The organism is Kitasatospora sp. NPDC028055, assembly GCF_040637885.1.
In the GTDB taxonomy this organism is placed as follows: domain Bacteria; phylum Actinomycetota; class Actinomycetes; order Streptomycetales; family Streptomycetaceae; genus Kitasatospora.
In genome coordinates this window covers 161119-178203 of the sequence record NZ_JBEZXE010000007.1, presented here as the reverse complement: position 1 = coordinate 178203, position 17085 = coordinate 161119, and the positions used below count along the sequence as shown (strand labels likewise).

12 protein-coding genes and 1 pseudogene are annotated in these 17085 nt (G+C 75.1%); 10 read left to right on the top strand and 3 right to left on the bottom strand.

Annotated features, from left to right (window positions below; translation table 11 throughout):
- The first annotated feature begins 52 nt into the window (after positions 1 to 52).
- The 4 genes from AB0F71_RS11610 (at position 53) to AB0F71_RS11595 (ending at position 3103) form a co-directional block, all read left to right on the top strand.
- Positions 53 to 1030, top strand: a complete 978-nt coding sequence (locus tag AB0F71_RS11610; protein WP_360231153.1) for a ribose-phosphate diphosphokinase — start codon at positions 53 to 55, stop codon at positions 1028 to 1030.
- 312 nt (positions 1031 to 1342) lie between these two features.
- Complete coding sequence (locus AB0F71_RS11605) at positions 1343 to 1933, top strand: 50S ribosomal protein L25/general stress protein Ctc (RefSeq protein WP_360231150.1); 591 nt, start codon at positions 1343 to 1345, stop codon at positions 1931 to 1933.
- A gap of 112 nt (positions 1934 to 2045) precedes the next feature.
- Positions 2046 to 2624, top strand: coding sequence for an aminoacyl-tRNA hydrolase (gene pth / locus AB0F71_RS11600; protein WP_355670028.1), 579 nt, complete (start codon positions 2046 to 2048; stop codon positions 2622 to 2624).
- A gap of 155 nt (positions 2625 to 2779) precedes the next feature.
- Entirely contained in the window at positions 2780 to 3103 is a 324-nt protein-coding gene (locus tag AB0F71_RS11595) for a hypothetical protein (protein WP_360231147.1), read from the top strand.
- A 152-nt stretch (positions 3104 to 3255) separates the two neighbouring features.
- Here the strand turns inward: AB0F71_RS11595 and ppc are convergent, their stop codons facing one another.
- Entirely contained in the window at positions 3256 to 6051 is a 2796-nt protein-coding gene (ppc, locus tag AB0F71_RS11590; protein WP_360231144.1) for a phosphoenolpyruvate carboxylase, read from the bottom strand.
- A gap of 260 nt (positions 6052 to 6311) precedes the next feature.
- Between ppc and AB0F71_RS11585 the strand changes: the two genes are divergently transcribed.
- Positions 6312 to 7619, top strand: a complete 1308-nt coding sequence (locus AB0F71_RS11585) for a histidine kinase (protein ID WP_360231141.1) — start codon at positions 6312 to 6314, stop codon at positions 7617 to 7619.
- An 81-nt stretch (positions 7620 to 7700) separates the two neighbouring features.
- Here AB0F71_RS11585 and AB0F71_RS11580 read toward each other — a convergent pair.
- A pseudogene (locus tag AB0F71_RS11580) lies at positions 7701 to 8192 on the bottom strand (SUKH-3 domain-containing protein); the annotation flags it as partial.
- Between the two features lie 187 nt (positions 8193 to 8379).
- Complete coding sequence (locus tag AB0F71_RS11575; RefSeq protein ID WP_360231138.1) at positions 8380 to 8841, bottom strand: YwqJ-related putative deaminase; 462 nt, start codon at positions 8839 to 8841, stop codon at positions 8380 to 8382.
- A gap of 426 nt (positions 8842 to 9267) precedes the next feature.
- On the opposite strand from AB0F71_RS11575, the gene AB0F71_RS11570 reads away from it, so the two are divergent.
- From AB0F71_RS11570 to AB0F71_RS11550, 5 genes are all read left to right on the top strand, one after another.
- On the top strand, positions 9268 to 10416 hold the full coding sequence (locus AB0F71_RS11570) for a Gfo/Idh/MocA family oxidoreductase (RefSeq protein ID WP_360231135.1): 1149 nt from the start codon (positions 9268 to 9270) through the stop codon (positions 10414 to 10416).
- A gap of 23 nt (positions 10417 to 10439) precedes the next feature.
- The gene (locus tag AB0F71_RS11565) at positions 10440 to 11567 is read left to right on the top strand and encodes a DegT/DnrJ/EryC1/StrS family aminotransferase (RefSeq protein WP_360231132.1); all 1128 of its coding nucleotides are present in this window, start codon (positions 10440 to 10442) and stop codon (positions 11565 to 11567) included.
- A gap of 55 nt (positions 11568 to 11622) precedes the next feature.
- Positions 11623 to 12624: an SMI1/KNR4 family protein gene (locus AB0F71_RS11560; protein ID WP_360231306.1), complete on the top strand. Its 1002-nt coding sequence runs from the start codon at positions 11623 to 11625 to the stop codon at positions 12622 to 12624.
- Between the two features lie 63 nt (positions 12625 to 12687).
- Positions 12688 to 15330 (top strand): SUKH-4 family immunity protein, encoded by a 2643-nt coding sequence (locus tag AB0F71_RS11555; protein ID WP_360231129.1) that lies wholly within the window; start codon positions 12688 to 12690, stop codon positions 15328 to 15330.
- A gap of 265 nt (positions 15331 to 15595) precedes the next feature.
- A complete protein-coding gene (locus tag AB0F71_RS11550; RefSeq protein WP_360231126.1) occupies positions 15596 to 17026 on the top strand; it encodes a hypothetical protein in 1431 nt (476 codons plus the stop codon).
- Positions 17027 to 17085: the final 59 nt, after the last annotated feature.

Genomic DNA, 17085 nt, shown 5'->3' with positions numbered 1-17085 from the left:
CTGCCCTCCTCGGGGCCGGGGTTCAGCGTCCGCAACGCGAGGAGACGGTGCAGTGAGCGGGATCACGACGTCGGGTGAGAAGAAGCTCAAGCTCTTCTCCGGCCGTGCCCACCCGGAGCTGGCGAAGGAGGTTGCCGAAGCGCTGGGGACCGAGCTGGTCCCGACCAAGGCCTTCGACTTCGCCAACGGCGAGATCTACGTCCGCTTCCTGGAGTCGGCGCGTGGCGCGGACTGCTTCGTGATGCAGAGCCACGCGGCTCCCATCAACCAGTGGATCATGGAACAGCTGATCATGATCGACGCTCTCAAGCGGGCCTCCGCCAAGAGCATCACCGCGATCCTGCCGTTCTACGGGTACGCCCGCCAGGACAAGAAGCACCTCGGCCGCGAGCCCATCTCGGCCCGTCTGATCGCCGACCTGCTGCGCCAGGCCGGCGCCGACCGCCTGATGGCCGTGGACCTGCACACCGCGCAGATCCAGGGCTTCTTCGACGGCCCGGTGGACCACCTGTTCGCGCTGCCGCTGCTGGTCGACTACATCGGCGAGAAGGTGGACCGCTCCAAGCTGACCGTCGTCTCGCCGGACGCCGGCCGGGTCAAGGTGGCCGACCAGTGGTGCGACCGGCTGGACGCCCCGCTGGCGATCATCCACAAGCGCCGCGACACCACCCAGGCCAACACCATCCTGTCGGCCGACGTCGTCGGTGACGTCAAGGGCCGGGTCTGCGTCCTGGTCGACGACATGATCGACACCGCCGGCACGATCTGCGCCGCCGCCGACGCGCTGTTCGAGAACGGCGCCGCGGACGTCGTGGTGGCCGCCACCCACGGCGTGCTCTCCGGTCCGGCCGCGGACCGGCTCAAGAACTCGCGGGTCAGCGAGTTCGTGTTCACCAACACGCTGCCCACCCCGGCCGAGCTCCAGCTGGACAAGATCACCACGCTGTCCATCGCCCCGTCGATCGCCGCCGCGATCCGCGAGGTCTTCGAGGAGGGCTCGGTCACCAGCCTCTTCGAGGGCGTGCACTGACGAAGCCCCGCGCAGGCGGCCCCGGACCACCCCGGTCCGGGGCCGCCGCCGGTTCCGGCGGGGGGCGTCGGCCAGGGGCCCGATTTCGCCGGAGCGGGCCGGTGCGGTTAGACTCGTGAAACTGCTCGGCGAGGGATGTCGTGTGCCCGCTCGACGGACACCGACTCCGTGATCGACGCGCTGCCGGTGGCGGATTCCGTCCGTCGGCAGAAGTCGTTGCCGCCGAGTGACCCCCGAACGTACTGAGGGTGTGGTCCCGGCGGTTTTTCGCGTTGCCTGCACCCCCGCGCCATTCTTCCGAGGAGTGCAGTCGTGTCCGAGATCCGCCTTGCCGCTGAGACCCGTTCCGAGTTCGGCAAGGGTGCCGCCCGTCGCGCCCGCCGCGCCGGCTTCGTCCCCGGTGTCGTCTACGGCCACGGCCACGCCCCGGTTCACCTGAACCTGCCCGGCCACGACCTGATGATGGCCCTCAAGACCCCGAACGCCCTGCTGGTCGTTCCGATCGAGGGCAAGGACGAGTACGTCCTGCCGAAGGCCGTCCAGCGCGAGGCCATCAAGCGCACCATCGAGCACGTCGACCTGCTGCTGGTCAAGCGTGGCGAGAAGGTCACCGTCGAGATCCCGGTCCACACCGAGGGCGAGCTGGCCCCCGGCGGCAACCTGCTGGAGCACGTCCTGCAGGCCCTGCCGATCGAGGCCGAGGCCACCCACCTGCCCGAGGCCGTCACCGTCTCGGTCGAGGGCCTGGAGGCCGGCGCCTCGATCACCGCCGGCGACATCGAGCTGCCCAAGGGCACCACGCTGGCCGTCACGGCCGACACCGTCGTGCTGCAGGTCATCGGCGCCCAGGCCTCGCAGGCCGACGCCGACGCCGAGGCCGCCGAGGCCGGCGCCGAGGCCTGAGCCTCGCACCCCTAGTTGAGGCCGCTGCCCCGGTCGCTCCCGCAGGAGCGCCCGGGGCAGCGGTGTGTCCGGGATGATGGCGACGAGCGCGCAGACGAGGAGTGAGAGCGGCATGGCGGAGGAGTACGACGGGCCCTGGCTCGTGGTGGGGCTGGGCAACCCGGGCGAGCAGTACGCCCGGAACCGGCACAACATCGGTTTCATGGTGGTCGACCTGCTGGCGCAGCGGATGGGCGCCAAGTTCAAGGCGCACAAGAGCCGGGCCCAGGTGGCCGAGGGGCGGTTGGCGGGCAAGCGGGTGGTGCTCGCCAAGCCGATGTCCTTCATGAACCTCTCCGGCGGGCCGGTGACGGCGCTGCGGGACTTCTACAAGGTGCCCGCCTCGGCGCTGATCGCCGTCCACGACGAGCTGGACGTCGACTACGCGGCGCTGCGGCTCAAGCTCGGCGGCGGGGACAACGGCCACAACGGGCTGAAGTCGATCACCAAGTCGCTGGGCCCGGACTACCACCGGGTGCGCTGCGGGATCGGCCGGCCGCCGGGCCGGATGGAGGTCGCCGACTTCGTGTTGAAGGACTTCTCCTCGACCGAGCGCAAGGAGCTGGAGTGGTTCGTGGACCGCTCGGCCGACGCGGTGGAGGCGCTGCTGTCCGAGGGGCTGGAGCGGGCGCAGGGCACGTACAACTCCTGAACCGGGCGGCGCCTGACGTGACGTCATGGGCACGGTGTGCCGGGTACACAACAGTCGTACAACGCTTGCCCGGTAAACCTGAATCCATGTGAGAACCCTGTGCGGGATCGGATAGCGTCGGCCCTGGTACGCGAACGGGTCCTGGGGAGTTCTCGATGCGGAGATTGCGTCCGGTCCGCCGACTTCGGCGGCTCCGGGTGGTCCGGCTCAAGCGGTTCGGACGACGGCTCGGCACCGCCGGTGCCCTGGGGGCGGCCGGGATGCTGCTGTCCAGCGGCGCGGTGGCGCACGCCGATCCGGTGGCCGAGCCCGATCCGGCGGTCACGCCGGAGCCCGCGGCGGCGCAGCTCGGTCCGGTGCTGGGCGAGTCGGTCGGCCCCGACGCGGGGCTGCTGGCGGTCGGCGGCGGCCTGGTGGTCGCGTCCGGCGGAGCCGCCCTGTGGCTCAAGCGCCGGCGCGCGGGCGAGCCCGCGGAGTAGGAACGTGGGGTGAGGGGCCGGTGTCCACGGGAGTGGGCGCCGGCCCCTCCTGCGTCCCCTGCCGCCGTAGCCCGCCACCACCCGGACGGGCAAGGGGCCCTTGCCCGTCCGGGTGGACGGGCAAGGGCCCCTGCGTCGCGTTCGGCCGGCCGTCAGCCGGTGTTGCGCAGGCCGGCCGCGATGCCGTTCACGGTCAGCAGCAGCGCGCGGGCGCGCAGCGGGTCCTCCGGGCGACCGCTCGCGACCTCCTCGCGCTGGCGGCGCAGCAGCGCGACCTGGAGGTAGGAGATCGGGTCGAGGTAGGCGTCCCGGACGGTGAAGGTCTGCTTCAACACCGGGTTGTGCTCCAGCAGTTCGTTCTCGCCGGTGAGCCGCAGCACCTCGCGCAGGGTGAGGTCGTGCTCGGCGACGATCTGGTCGAAGACGTGCCGCAGCTCGCCGGGCACCAGCTGCTCGACGTAGTGGCGGGCGATCCGCAGGTCGGTCTTGGCCAGCGTCATGGCGACGTTGGACAGGAAGTTGCGGAAGAAGTGCCACTGGCCGTACATCTCGTCCAGCACGTCGCCGAGGCCGGCCGCGCGGGCGGCGGCGAGGCCGGAGCCGACGCCGTACCAGCCGGGGACGATCTGGCGGGACTGGGTCCAGCCGAACACCCACGGGATGGCCCGCAGGCCGTCCAGGCCGGCGCCGGAGTCGGGGCGCCGGGACGGGCGGGAGCCCAGGTGCAGCGAGGCGAGCTGGTCGACCGGGGTGGAGGCGAAGAAGTACTTCGGCAGGTCCTCCTGGTCGACCAGGGCGCGGTAGGAGGTGTGGGCGGCCTCGGAGACCCGGTCCATCGCGGCGTCCCAGCGGGCCAGTTCCTCGGGGGCCTGGCGCGGGGCGGTGTGCAGCGCGGAGGCGGCGAGGGTGGCGGAGAGGGTCAGCTCCAGGTTCTCCCGGGCGAGGGAGGGGAGCAGGTACTTGTCGGAGATGACCTCGCCCTGCTCGGTCACCTTGATCTCGCCCTCCAGGGTGCCCCAGGGCTGGGCCAGGATGGCCTCGTGGGAGGGGCCGCCGCCGCGGCCGACGGTGCCGCCGCGGCCGTGGAAGAGGCGCAGCCGGATGCCGTAGCGGTGGGCGACGTCGCGCAGTCGGCGCTGGGCGCGGTGGATCTCCCACTGGGAGGTGGTGATGCCGCCGAACTTGGAGGAGTCGGAGTAGCCGAGCATGACCTCCTGGACGTCGCCGCGCAGCGAGACGAGCAGCCGGTAGGAGGGGTCGGAGAGCATCTCGTCGAGGATGCGGTCGGCCTGCTGGAGTTCGTCGGTGGTCTCCAGCAGCGGCACGATGCCGATCTTGGCGATCCCGGCGTGCAGGTCGATCAGGCCGGCCTCGCGGGCCAGCACGGTGGCGGCGAAGACGTCGTCGGCGCCCTGGCACATCGAGATGATGTAGCTCTCGACGATCTCGTCGCCGAAGCGCTCGAAGCCCTGGCGGATGGTGTTGAAGACGCCGAGGGTCTTGGTGCCGGCCTCGTCCAGCGGGGCCGGGGTGGGGGCCAGCGGGCGGCGCGAGCGGAGCTCCTTGGCGAGCAGCTTCTGCCGGTACTCGCGGGGCATGTCGGCGTAGCGCCAGGCCTCCTCGCCGAGCCGGTCGAAGAGCTGGCCGAGGGCGTGGTGGTGGGCCTCGGCGTGCTCGCGGACGTCCATGGTGGCGAGCTGGAGGCCGAAGGCCTCGATGGTGCGGATGGCGCGGGCCAGCCGGCCGTCGGCGATCAGCTCGCCGCGGTGGGCGCGCAGCGACTCCTGGATGAGCCGCAGGTCGGCGACGAGTTCGCGGGTGCCGAGGTAGTCGCGGCCGTCGACGTGCGGGGTGCCGCCGGCCAGGCGCTCGCGGGTGTTCTCCAGCTTGAGCCGGATGCAGGTGGCCTTGAGGCGGTAGGGCTCCTCGGCGTTCATCCGCTTGTAGCGGGGGCTGAGTTCGGGGAGCCGGTGCAGGTCGGTGTTGAGCGAGGCGAGCAGTTCGACCGAGGCGCCGGCCAGCCGCTCGGAGGTGGAGAGGGTGTTGCGCAGGTCGTCGATCGCGGCGAGGGCGTCCTGGATGCCGTACTCGTGCTGGAGGTTGAGGACGTCCCAGGTGACCTGCGGGGTGACGTTGGGGTTGCCGTCGCGGTCGCCACCGATCCAGGTGCCGAAGGTGAGCGGGCGCACGCCGTCGGGCAGGCTCAGGCCGACCCGGGCGAGTTCCTCGTGCAGCTCCTCCAGCACCTCGGGGACGGCCTCGCGGTAGAGCTCGTCCAGGTAGTAGACGGCGTTGCGGGCCTCGTCGGTGGGCTCGGGGCGGGCGATGCGCAGTTCGTCGGTCTGCCAGAGCAGGTCGATGACCTCGGCGAGGCGCCGGTCGGCGGAGCGCTTGGCGCTGCTGGTGCGGGCCGGGTCGGCGGCGGCCAGGCCGTTGCTGAGCTCCTCGCGGTGGATCCGGTCGAGGAGTTCGCCGATCCGGCGCAGCTTGTTGAGCACGCTGCGGCGGGCGGCCTCGGTGGGGTGGGCGGTGAAGACCGGGCGGACCGCGAGGTGGGCCAGGGTGTCCTGGAGGTGCTTGGGGTCGGCCTCGGTGAGCTGGTCGGCGGTCTGGGCCAGCAGCGAGCCCTCGCGGGCGCGGCGGGTGGCGAACTCCCGGCCGCGGTGCACCTGCTCGGTGACGTTGGCGAGGTGGAAGTAGGTGGAGAAGGCGCGGACCAGCTTGGCGGCCGTGTCCAGGTCGATGTCGGAGAGGAGTTCGGCGGTGGCCTCGCCGTCGGTGCGGCTGAGCAGGCGGACCTGTTCGACCAGGCCCAACAGCTGGGGGCCCTCCTGGCGGACCAGCGTCTCGCCGAGCAGGTCGCCGAGGCGGCGGATGTCCGCGCGCAGGGCGGCATTGTCGGCGATGGCGGTGGGGCTGTCCGCCGGGGTGGGGACCGGAGCGGTCACGGCTGGCTCCCTCTGGTGGTGGGGTTCGGCAACGGCTCATCGTCACAGGTCCACGCGCAGTGTGGCGGGTGTGACGCGTGCGGACCGCGCTGTCCGACGCGACCAGCATAGGTGTCGGGGCGGTCGCTGTCCGCGAGGTGGCCGGATGGCGGACAGGGCTGCCGAGAACCACCTGTGGTCTGGACCACTTGAGGGGGGTCGGGGGTGTACCGGGCAATCCGGGTGGGGAAGGGAGAGGGTTGCGGCTTAATCTGTCACGCATGAGCAAGTCGCCTGGGGAGCGCGTGCCGGTCCGGTCGTTCTGGTGGTGGAAGCGGCGGCGCAGCGCCCTCCTCGACATCGGGCTGGCGCTGCTCGCCGCGGTCGAGTGCTCGGCCAGCACGATCGCCTTCTTCTCCGCCCGGATGCACGTGAGCGCCCTCGGCGCGGTCGGGATCGCCCTGCTCGGCACGCTGGCCGGCGGTTCGCTGGTGGTGCGCCGGCGGTGGCCGGCCGTGCCGGTGGTGGCGACCCTGCTGGTGCTGCCCGCGATGCTGGGCGTGCTGCTGCTGGTGGTGTCGCTGTACACGCTGGCGGAGACCTGGGAGTGGCCCTCCCGGCGCCGCCGGGTGGTGGCGCTGTCCGGACTGGCCTTCGCCGAGGCCGGCGCCGTGATGGCGTTCCAGGTGATGACCCCGGACGACTCGGTGGCGGCGGAGCGGACTCCGCTGTGGGGCCTGGTCGTGCTGTCGCTGCTGGTCGCGGTCGGACTGACCGTCGCCCCGGTGGTGACCGGACTGTACGTGGGGGCGCGGCGGCGGCTGATCGAGTCGCTCAAGGACCGTGCGCACGGCCTGGAGACCGAACTGGACCTGCTGGCCGAGCAGGCCCAGGAGCGCGCCCGCCGGGCCCGGTTGGAGGAGCGCACCCGGATCGCCCGAGAGATGCACGACGTGGTCGCCCACCGGGTCTCGCTGATGGTGGTGCACGCCGGGGCGCTGGAGCGAATAGCCGTCAAGGATCCGGAGAAGGCCGCGCAGAGCGCCAGGCTGATGGGCGAGGTGGGCCGGCAGGCGCTGAACGAGCTGCGCGAGATCCTCGGCGTGCTGCGGATGGACGACGAGCGGCCCCAGGAGCCGGACTCGCTGGCCGGGCTGCCCCGGCTGGTCGACCAGTCCCGCGCGGCCGGGATGGCCGTGACGCTGACCGTCAGCGGCAGTCGGCAGGAGTTCACCGGTGAGGCCGAGCAGACCGCCTACCGGGTCGTCCAGGAGGGGCTGACCAACGCCCACAAGCACGCGGGCGGGGCGCAGGTGTCGGTGCTGCTGGCGTACGCGCCGAACGGGGTGCGGGTCAGCGTGGTGAACGCCTGCCCGGGCGGGGAGCGCGGGGCGGCGCAACTGCCCAGCGGGGGCAACGGGCTGGTCGGGATGCGGGAGCGGGTGATCGCGCTGGGCGGCACCTTCTCCTCCGGGCCGGAGGCGGACGGCGGCTTCCGGGTGGAGGCGGTGCTGCCGTCCCGGCTGGCCGTCCGCGGGGACCGGCTCGGCCGGCCGGGCGCCGCGCGGCCCGGCGAGGACGGGCCGTAGCCCCGGCGGGGACGAACGCTAGCCCGGTGAGGACCGCCCCGGGCTCGGTGAGAGCGGATCCTGGCCCGGCGGGGGCGGCTCCTAGCCGTACGCGCGGCCGTACTCCTCGGCGGTGCGCAGCCGTTCCGGGGCGGTGCCCAGGACCAGGGTGCTGATCGCCTGGTCGATGCCGTGGCCGAGGAACCACTCGCCGGCGTGGTCCAGGCTGTAGACCCGGGCCTCCTCGTCGACGGCCAGCAGCGCCTGCCCGTACGCCTCCTCGCCGAGCGGGGCGAGCCGGCTGCCCAGCGCCCGGCCGAGGTCGAACAGGGTGCGCGGCTGGTGCAGCCCGCACATCGGGTCGATCAGGAACGGGGTGCGGGCCAACTGGCGGCCGGGGCCGGAGAGGTCGAAGGCGAGGCCGCCGAACTCGGCCCAGGCCTCCACGGCCGCCGGGAACACCGCGTGCGGGACGCCGCCGGGACCGCCGTGCCCGACCAGGGCGTCGGCCCACTCCTCGGCCTGCTGGATCTGCCAGCGGCCGGGGTGCCAGCCGGCCGCCTTGAGTTCGGCGGCGACGTCGGCGGGGAAGCGCGGGCGGGCCCGCCCGGTGGGGCCGGCCGGGCGCGGGGTGCCCGGGGCGAGGGTGCCCGGGACGAGGGTGGCCGGCGAGGGCGGGGGCGGGCTGGGCGGATTCAGGGCGTGCTCCGGGGCTCGGGGACAGGGGGCGTACGAGGGGCGTACGGGAGGCGGTGGGCGTGGGCGTCCGGCGTGCGGACGCTCAGTGCGCCGGCGGCCCGACGGCGACGCTCTGCACCGTGAAGTGCTCCAGCATCGGTGCGCAGGAGCGGCACGGCGGGGCGTGGGTGCCGTGTGCCGGGTCGCCCTCCTCGCGGATCCGCAGCGTCGTCATCCGGGAGCCCTTGAGCGCCTTGCGGGCTTCGTGCAGGCTCATCGGCTTGCGGGCGGCGCGCTTGGAGCGCTTCCCGTCCACGGTGGTCAGGTACTGGGAGAGCAGGACGGCCTCCGGGCAGCGGCCGGTGAACCGCTCGCGGGCCTCGACCGGCAGGGTGTCCAGGAACTCGCCGACCAGCGGGTGCAGGACCGGGCGCCGGTCGTCCTTGGCGCCCGCCAGGGTGTGCACCTCGCCGCCCTTGAGCGACAGCGCGGCGGCGACGGCGGGCAGCAGGCTGTCGCGGTGGTGGCGCAGCACGGGCGGGCCCGCCGGCTCACCGGTGGTCATGCGGTGTCCTCCTCCTCGTTCCTGGCGGTCCGGTTCCCGTTGGCTCCGGTCGGTCCCGGGGCAAGCCTGTCATTTGACACCGACAACCGCACAACCGGGGTGCGGGGCGGACCGAACACCCGTGCGGCCACCGGGCGGTCGGGCACCCGTCCCACCCGCATCCTGGCCGCCCACCGGCCGGAACCGCACACCGCCGTCATGACTTGTCCGCCGATCTACCGAAACCGCCCCCCGGCCCCGGCCCCGCCCGGTACGGTTCCGGCAGCGAGCCCAGGAGGGCCCGGGCCCGGCCGTGCGGACACGGACGGGCCGGGCCGACTCCGGTGCCCGCGCCGGACGTTGAGGCCGCCGGGGCGGGCGCCGTCGCGCCCCGGCGCCGGAGCCAGGGAGGGTCCTGCCGGACCCTCCAGTGAGGGGGCCCGAGCGATGACGTCGAAGCGGTGGACGGACGGGACGGCCAACCAGGCACCCGGCGGCCACGTGCCCACCCCGGGCGAGCCGCCCCGGCCGGTGCCGGAGCGACCGGTCGGCCTCGCGGTGGTCGGGGCCGGCTACTGGGGGCCGAAGCTGGTCCGCAACGCCCAGCACACCCCGGCGCTGCGGCTGCACTGGCTGTGCGACCTGGACGAGGCCAAGGCCCGTGCCGTACTGGGGGAGTACAGCACCGTCGGGGCGACCGGCCGGTACGAGCGGGTGCTGGCGGACGAACGGGTCGACGCCGTCGCGGTGGCCACCCCGGCGGGCGCCCACTACCCGCTGGTGCGGGCCGCGCTGGAGGCGGGCAAGCACGTGCTGGTGGAGAAGCCGATCACCACCTCCTCCGCCGAGGCCGCCGAACTGGTCGAACTGGCCGAGGCCGCCGGGCTGGTGCTGATGTGCGACCACACCTTCTGCTACACCCCGGTGGTCCGCCGGATCCGGGAGCTGGTGCACGGCGGGGAGATCGGGGACGTCCAGTTCTTCGACTCGGTGCGGATCAACCTCGGCCTGGTCCAGCCGGACGTCGACGTGCTGTGGGACCTCGCCCCGCACGACCTGTCCGTCCTGGACTTCGTCCTGCCGCCCGGGGTCGTGCCGGTCGGCGTCTGCGCCCAGGGCGCCGACCCGATCGGCGCCGGCCGGGCCTGCGTCGCCTATCTGACGGTGCGGCTCAGCAACGGCGCGCTGGCGCACTGCCACGTCAACTGGCTCTCCCCGACGAAGGTCCGCACCACCCTGATCGGCGGCTCCCGGCGCACCCTGGTCTGGGACGACCTCAACCCCCAGGCCCGGCTGGCCGTGCACGACCGCGGGGTCGACCTCACCCCGCCCGACCAGCTGACCGACGCCATCCGGCACCGGGCGCTGATCTCCTACCGGGTCGGCGAGATGGTCGCGCCCGCGCTGGTCGAACAGGAGGCCCTGCGCAACGTGATGGCCGAGTTCGCGGCCGCCGTCGTCGAGGGCCGGGCCCCGCTCACCGACGGGCGGGCCGGGGTGCGGGTGCTGGAACTGCTGGAGGCGGCCTCGCTCAGCCTCGAACTCGGCGGCGTCACCGTACCGGTGGGGACCGGGGACCGGGCGGCGGTCCGGTGACGGGTGCGACGGGCGGCGGTCCGGTGAGCGACGCGATCCCGCTGGTCGACCTGGCCGCCGCGCACGCCGAGGTCGAGGCCGAGGTGCGGGCCGGCTTCGACCGGGTGCTGGCGAGCGGCGCCTTCGTCAAGGGTCCCGAAGTGGCCGCCTTCGAGCGGGAGTACGCCGCCTTCACGGGCGTCCGGCACTGCGTGGGCGCCGCCAACGGCACCGACGCCCTGGAACTGGCCCTGCGCGCCCTGGACCTGCCGCCCGGCGGCGGGGTGGTGCTGCCCGCCAACACCTTCGTCGCCACCGCCGAGGCGGTGCAGCGGGCCGGACTGCGCCCGGTGCCGGTCGACGTCGACCCGGAGCACCTGCTGATCGACCCGGAGCGGGTCGCCGCCGCGCTGCCCGGGGCGGTGGCGCTGCTCCCCGTCCACCTGTTCGGCCAGTGCGCGCCGGTGGAGGTGCTGCTGGAACTCGCCGACGGCCGCCCGGTGGTGGAGGACGCGGCCCAGTCCCAGGGCGCCCGGCGCCACGGGCGCGGCGCCCACGGGCGGATCGCGGCGACCAGCTTCTACCCGGGCAAGAACCTCGGCGGCTACGGCGACGCCGGGGCGGTGCTCACCGACGACGACGAACTCGCCGCCGCCGTACGGCTGATCGGCGACCACGGCGCCCGCGACAAGTACCGGCACGAGCGGTTCGGCTTCAACTCCCGGATGGACGCCCTGCAGGCCGTCGTGCTGCGGGCCAAACTGCGCCGGCTGCCCGACTGGAACGCCGCCCGCCGCGCCGCCGCGGCCCGCTACGACCGGCTGCTCGACGGGCTGCCCGGCGTCACCCGGCCGGGCACCGCGCCCGGCAACGTCCACGTCCGCCACCTCTACCCGGTGCGGATCGCCCGCGGCCGCGACGCCGTGCTCGCCGCGCTGCACGGGGCCGGCATCGGTGCCGGGGTGCACTACCCCGTCCCGGTGCACCTGCAGCCCGCCTTCCGCCCGCTCGGTTACCGCGCGGGCGCCTTCCCGGTCGCCGAACGGGCGGCCGGCGAACTGCTCAGCCTGCCGCTGCACCCGCACCTCACCGAGGCCCAGCAGGTACGGGTCGTGGAGGTCCTGGAGCGGGCCCTGGGTGCGGGGGGTTCGTCCGGCCGGGTGACCCAATAGGCTGATGCCCAGCAAGCGCACCGAGCATTTTGCAGCAGCCAGTGGGGGCTCCCAGATGACGACAGGTCGGCCCGGCGTCGCCGCCGCACCGAACGCGGCGTACGCAGGTCAGGTGGTGCAGTTCCCGGATCCGGTCCGTGCCGAGCGGCACCCGGCCGGGGTCCGGGTGGACGAGGCCGGCTACCCGGACTTCGGTCCGTACGCCGCCGCGGCGGCCGAGGTCGCCGACCCGCCGGAGGGCTTCGGCGTGGACGAACTGCGGCTGACCGACTACGTCTCGGCCAACGCCGCGCTGTTCACCCAGGGCCACCCGCTCTGGGCCGACCTGGAGACCGCCGTGGCCACCCCGCCCGGCTGGACCTGGCACCACGCGGTCGGCCGGGCCGCCCCCGGCTGGCGCCGGATGGAGCTCGTCCCGGTCGAGGTCAAGGCCCTGCTGCGGCACCACGGCGGCCTGGCCGTCTCGCCCGCCGACCACTCCCGCCGGGGCACCCGCCCGCTGCAGGAGCGCCGGCCCGTCCACTTCTCGCTGGCCAAGGACGGCGGCGATCCGATCGGCGTCCCCGAGGACCTGGTGCAGCGCGCCGAGGAGCGCCTCGGCTACCGGCTGCCCGGCGCCTACCGCACCTTCCTCAAGCTCGGCGGCGGCCGCGGCCCGGTCGGCGTCGCGCTGGACACCGAGCTCGGCATGCTGCTCGACCAGCCGTTCCTCACCCTCACCGAGGAGTACGGCACCGAGGACGTCGTCTACGCCAACAAGTGCCTGCGCGACCACCTCACCAAGGACTACCTGGGCATCGCCTACGCGCAGGGCGGCCTGATCGCGCTCAAGGTGCGCGGCGACCGGATCGGCTCGGTCTGGTTCCACCTGTACGACGACGCCCGGGACTCCGGCGGGCCGGAGGCCCCCGAGGAGCGCTGCGCCCGGCTGCTGCTGCCCTGCGGGGACGACTTCGACGCCTTCCTGCTGCGGCTGGCCGGCAGTCCGCCGGAGCTGGAGACGGTCGCGGAGCTGATGGTGGACGGCGGGTTCGCCCGGGCCGTCCCGGTGGACTGACGTGGTCGCGGGAACGGCGTTGAGGGAACGAGTGAGGACGACGGGGACAGGGGTGAACCGGGCGTGGTGACGTACGCGCAGGCGCAGGAGCTCGCCGAGGAGTGGGTCAACGGCGGGGTGCCGCACGGGCAGCAGCGCGAGGTGCGGGTCCGGGAGTTCGACCTCGGCTTCGTCTGCTGGGCGGTGTCGCCCGCGGACACGGCGGGCGGGCCCGCCGCCGGTGCCGACGGCGGGGCCGGTGCGGGCGGGGCGCGGCTGGTGATCGCCCGCGACTCGGGCGCCAGCACGCTGTGGCCCGCGCTGCCCGTCAACGAGGTGGTCCGGCAGTTCGAGGAGGTGTACGGGCGGCCGGTCGCGGCCAACCCGGCCGGGGCGGCGAAGCCCGCGCCGGGGCCGGTGGAGGCGACCTCCTTCCTGCTCAGCCCGCCGCAGTGGCTGCAGGAGGCGGGGGCGGCGGCGATCGCGGCGGAGGCCGAGAAGCTGGGGGGCGCTGCGGCCCCGGCCCCGGCTCCGGCCGCGGCCCCGGCTGCCGCGCCGGTCGCTGCGCCCGCGCCCGTTGACGTGCCGCCCGCACCGCTGCCGCCCGCGCCCGCCGTGCTGACCGAACCCCCGGTCTCCGAGCGGCCCGCCGGGGACGCGCCGACGATGCTCGCGCCGCCGCCCGGCGAGGACCCGTTCGCCGCCCCGCTGCCACCGGCCGCGTCGGTGCCGCCGCCGAGCGCCCCGACGCCGTCGGCCGCGCCGTCCGCGCCGGTCGCGGCCGAGGCGGCGACCGTGCTGATGCCGGAGGGTCTGCGCACCTCCGGTTCGGACCTGCCCGAGGCGCCCGCCCCGGCCGGGGCCGAGGCCGCGACCGTGCTGATGCCCCCGGGCGGCGGCGGCCTCGGCCTGCCGCCGGTCCCGCCGGTCGGTGCCCAGGCCCCGGCCGCCCCGACCCCGGCCGCCTCGACCCCGGCCGCGCCGCCCGTCGCCCCGCCGGCCCCGGTGCCCGCCCCGGCCGCCGAGCCGGCGCCGACGCTGCTCGCGCCGCCGGACGCCGTGCCGGGCCTGATGGGCCTGCCCGGTGCCCCGGCGGCCCCGCCCGCCGCCCCGGTGGAGCAGGCGCCCACCATGCTGGCCTCGCCCGGCGGGCTGGCCGGCCTGCCCGGCGCCCCCGGCCCGGCCGCGCCGCCCGCCGCCCCGCCGGCCCAGGGCGGCGGCCTCGGCCGCAACCCGGGTTCGGCCCCGCCGCCCCCGCCGCCGGCCGCGTTGCGCGGCGCTCCGGGCGGACCGTCCGGCGCTGCCGGTTCGGGCGGGCTGGGCCGCAACCCCGGCTCCGCCCCGCCGCCGCCCCCGCCCGCCGAGCTGCGGCAGACCCCGGGGTCGGGCACGCCCGCCGCCGGTCCGGGCGGCCGGTCGGGCGGTTCGGCCCCGCCACCCCCGCCGCCGGCGGGCCTGCGCTCCGGTGACGCCCCGGCTCCCGCGCCGCAGGGCGGGTCCGCTCCGGCCGCCGCCGGCGTGGCGTACGAGGCGACCCAGCTGGCGAGCGCGATCGACCCGGCACTGCTCGGCGGCCCGGCGGACCCTGGCACCCCGCCGTCCGGCGGCCCGGCCGTCCCGCCGCCGCCCGGTGGCCCGGCGGCTCCGGCCGCGCCCGCCGCGGGGTACGGCTACCCGAACGCGGGTGCCGCGCCCGGCGTCGTCCCGCCGACCCCGGTCACCGGCCCGCCGCCGGGTGCGCCGGTGCCGCCCGGGGTGCCCGCGGTCGGCCCGGGCTACTTCGCCGCGCTCAGCTACCGGGGCCCGGACGGCTCGGAGCAGAAGCTGCTGCACCGCAGCGAGCCGGGCACCCCGCACCCGGAGTGGAAGATCCTCCAGGACCTGCGGCGGCTGAACGTGCCGCCGGAGCAGGTGCTGGAGCTCTACACCGAGCTGGAGTCCTGCGACCTGCCCGGCGGCTACTGCAACCGCATGATCGCGGCCTCCTGGCCGAACGTACGGCTGACCCACACCGCCCCGTACGGCCGTGACCACGCCTCCCGGCAGGCCGGGATGGCCGAGCTGCTGGACCACCTGGACGAGCTGCACCAGCTGGCCTCCGGTGCCCAGCGGGTCCGCCCGTTCCGGGTGCCGCCGCCCGCGCCGGGGACGGTCCAGGCGCTGCCCCCGCTGCCGCCCCAGCAGCTCGCCCAGGAGCTGGGGACGGCCTTCGGCCAGAACCTGTTCCGCTACGAGCAGCGCGCCGTCTCCCGCCAGGGCGTGCCGGAGCCGGTGTCGCAGACGCTGGTGTGGGCCGGGCTGCCGCGCGACTTCGGGCCGTTCTTCTGGGCCCAGGCGCAGGAGGGCCGGCCGATCCCGACGCTGGCCGAGCTGGCCGCCGAGCGCGGCCTGCCGCAGGGCCCGGACTTCGGCGGCTACCTGGTGCTCGGCAACGACTACGGCCGGCAGCTGTGCGTCCAGTACGGCACCGCGAACGTGGTCGCCGTGGACGTCGACGGAACCGGCCAGCCGCCGCGCTTCGTCAACACCGGTGTACCGGAGTTCGTCCGCGCGCTGGCCCTGCTGGGCCGGATGTGGCGTCTGCGGTACGGGCTGACGCCGGAGCAGGCCGGTCGCTGGACGACCGACTTCCAGGCCCAGCTCGCCGCGATCGACCCGGCGGCCCTGCAGACCGCGGACACCTGGTGGGCGGTGCTGCTGGAGCAGTTCTGGGACGGTCTGCTGTAGCGGACCGTCGCGGATCCCCGCAGGTGGGAGGGGTCGTTCCGGTGTCCGGAACGACCCCTTCGGCGTGCCCCGGCAGCTGTGCCTCGTTGGGGTTTCGTCCGGATCTGCGCAAAATAGGTCAAGAGGATGGGTCTATTCGTCCCGTCCTCGACGCTTTCCGGTCCGCACGACGACCGGATCCGGCCCCGGTCTCCGAACCGGTTCCGGATCCGTCCAGTCCGTCCGATCATGGGCTCCGCAGCCCGCGAAACGAGGGGAAGAGCCCATGAGCGACGCCGTCCCCCAGTACGGCTTCACCCAGGCCCGGCGCGGCTACGCGCCCGAGCAGGTCGACCGGGCGCTGGCCGCCCTGACCGCACAACGTGACGAGGCCTGGGAGCGGCTGAGCGTCCTGGGAGCCGGGATCCGGCAGATGGAGACCAGGCTCGACGACATCCGCCGGGCCGCCGAGGAGGCCCCGGAGCCGGACTACGAGGTGCTCAGCGAGCAGGCCGCCGGACTGGCCGAGATGGCCCGGAACGAGGCCCGCGCCGTCAAGGAGAAGGCCGAGCGCTACGCCGAGGACCTGCGGGACGAGGTGTACGAGGCCGGCCAGGCGGCCGAGAAGGCCGCCAAGGAGTACGCCGCCACCGTCCGCGCCGAGGCCGACGCCGCCGCCCGCCGCACCGAGGAGCGCACCCGCGCCGAGGCCGAGGGCATCCGCGCCGAAGCCGACCGGGAGAGCCGCGCCGCCCGGGACGGCGCCACCGCCTACGCCGCCAAGGTCCGGGTGGCCGCCGCCGAGGCCAGCGAGCAGGCCGAGGCCGAGCTGGCCGCCAGGCGCCGCAAGGCCGACGAGACCTTCGCCGCGGCCCAGGCCCGGGCCGACGCCGAGGACGCCGAGGTCTCCGCGACGGCCGAGCGCCGGGTCAAGGAGGCCGAGCAGCACCGGGAGACGGTGCTGAACCGGATCAAGCAGCTGGAGACCGACGCCCAGGCCAAGGCCGACCAGCTGGTCGAGCAGGCCCGCCGGGAGGCCGAGAAGATCAACGCGGAGAGCGAGCGCGAGCAGCAGGCCTTCGACGCCCGGCTGGAGACGGTGCAGCAGCACCTGGACCACATCAAGGCGACGCTGGCCTCGCTCACCGGCGCGGCGGTCGGGCAGATCGAGCCCGAGCAGCTGGCCGCGGCCGCCGCCGGGGCCGCTGCGGCTGCGGCGGCCGGACCGGTGGACGCGGTGGCGGACACGGCACCGGTCGATTCGGAGGCGGACACCGGGGAGATCCCGCTGCCGGACCTGCGCAGCGCCGCGGCCCCGGCCGACGGCCCGGCCGAGGCTCCCGCCGGTGCGCGGCCTGGTGCGACGGCGCTGCTGCGGCAGCCGGTGGTCGGTGGCGGCGTGGCGGCCAGGGCCACCGGCGTCAGGCCCGTCGACGCCGAGCCCGTCGACGCCGAGCCTGCCGACGCCGAGCCCGCCGACGTCGAGGCCGCCGATGCGGAGCCCGGGGGTGTCGCCGCCCCGGTGGTGACCGGTCCGGTCGTCCCGGCCGCGGTGCCGCCGAAGCCGGCCGCGCCGCCGGCGGTGCCCGTGGACGGTGTGGCGGCGGCCGAGGGCGCCGAGGGCGCGGACGAGACCCGGATCATCCCGAAGATCATCATCGTGGACGACGGCGCCGGCTACGCACCCCCCAACACGGTGTCCTACCGCCGCAAGTAGTCCTGAACCGCCCTCGCCCGCGATCAGTCGGGTGAGAGCTTGGCGTCCTGGGCCCTGAC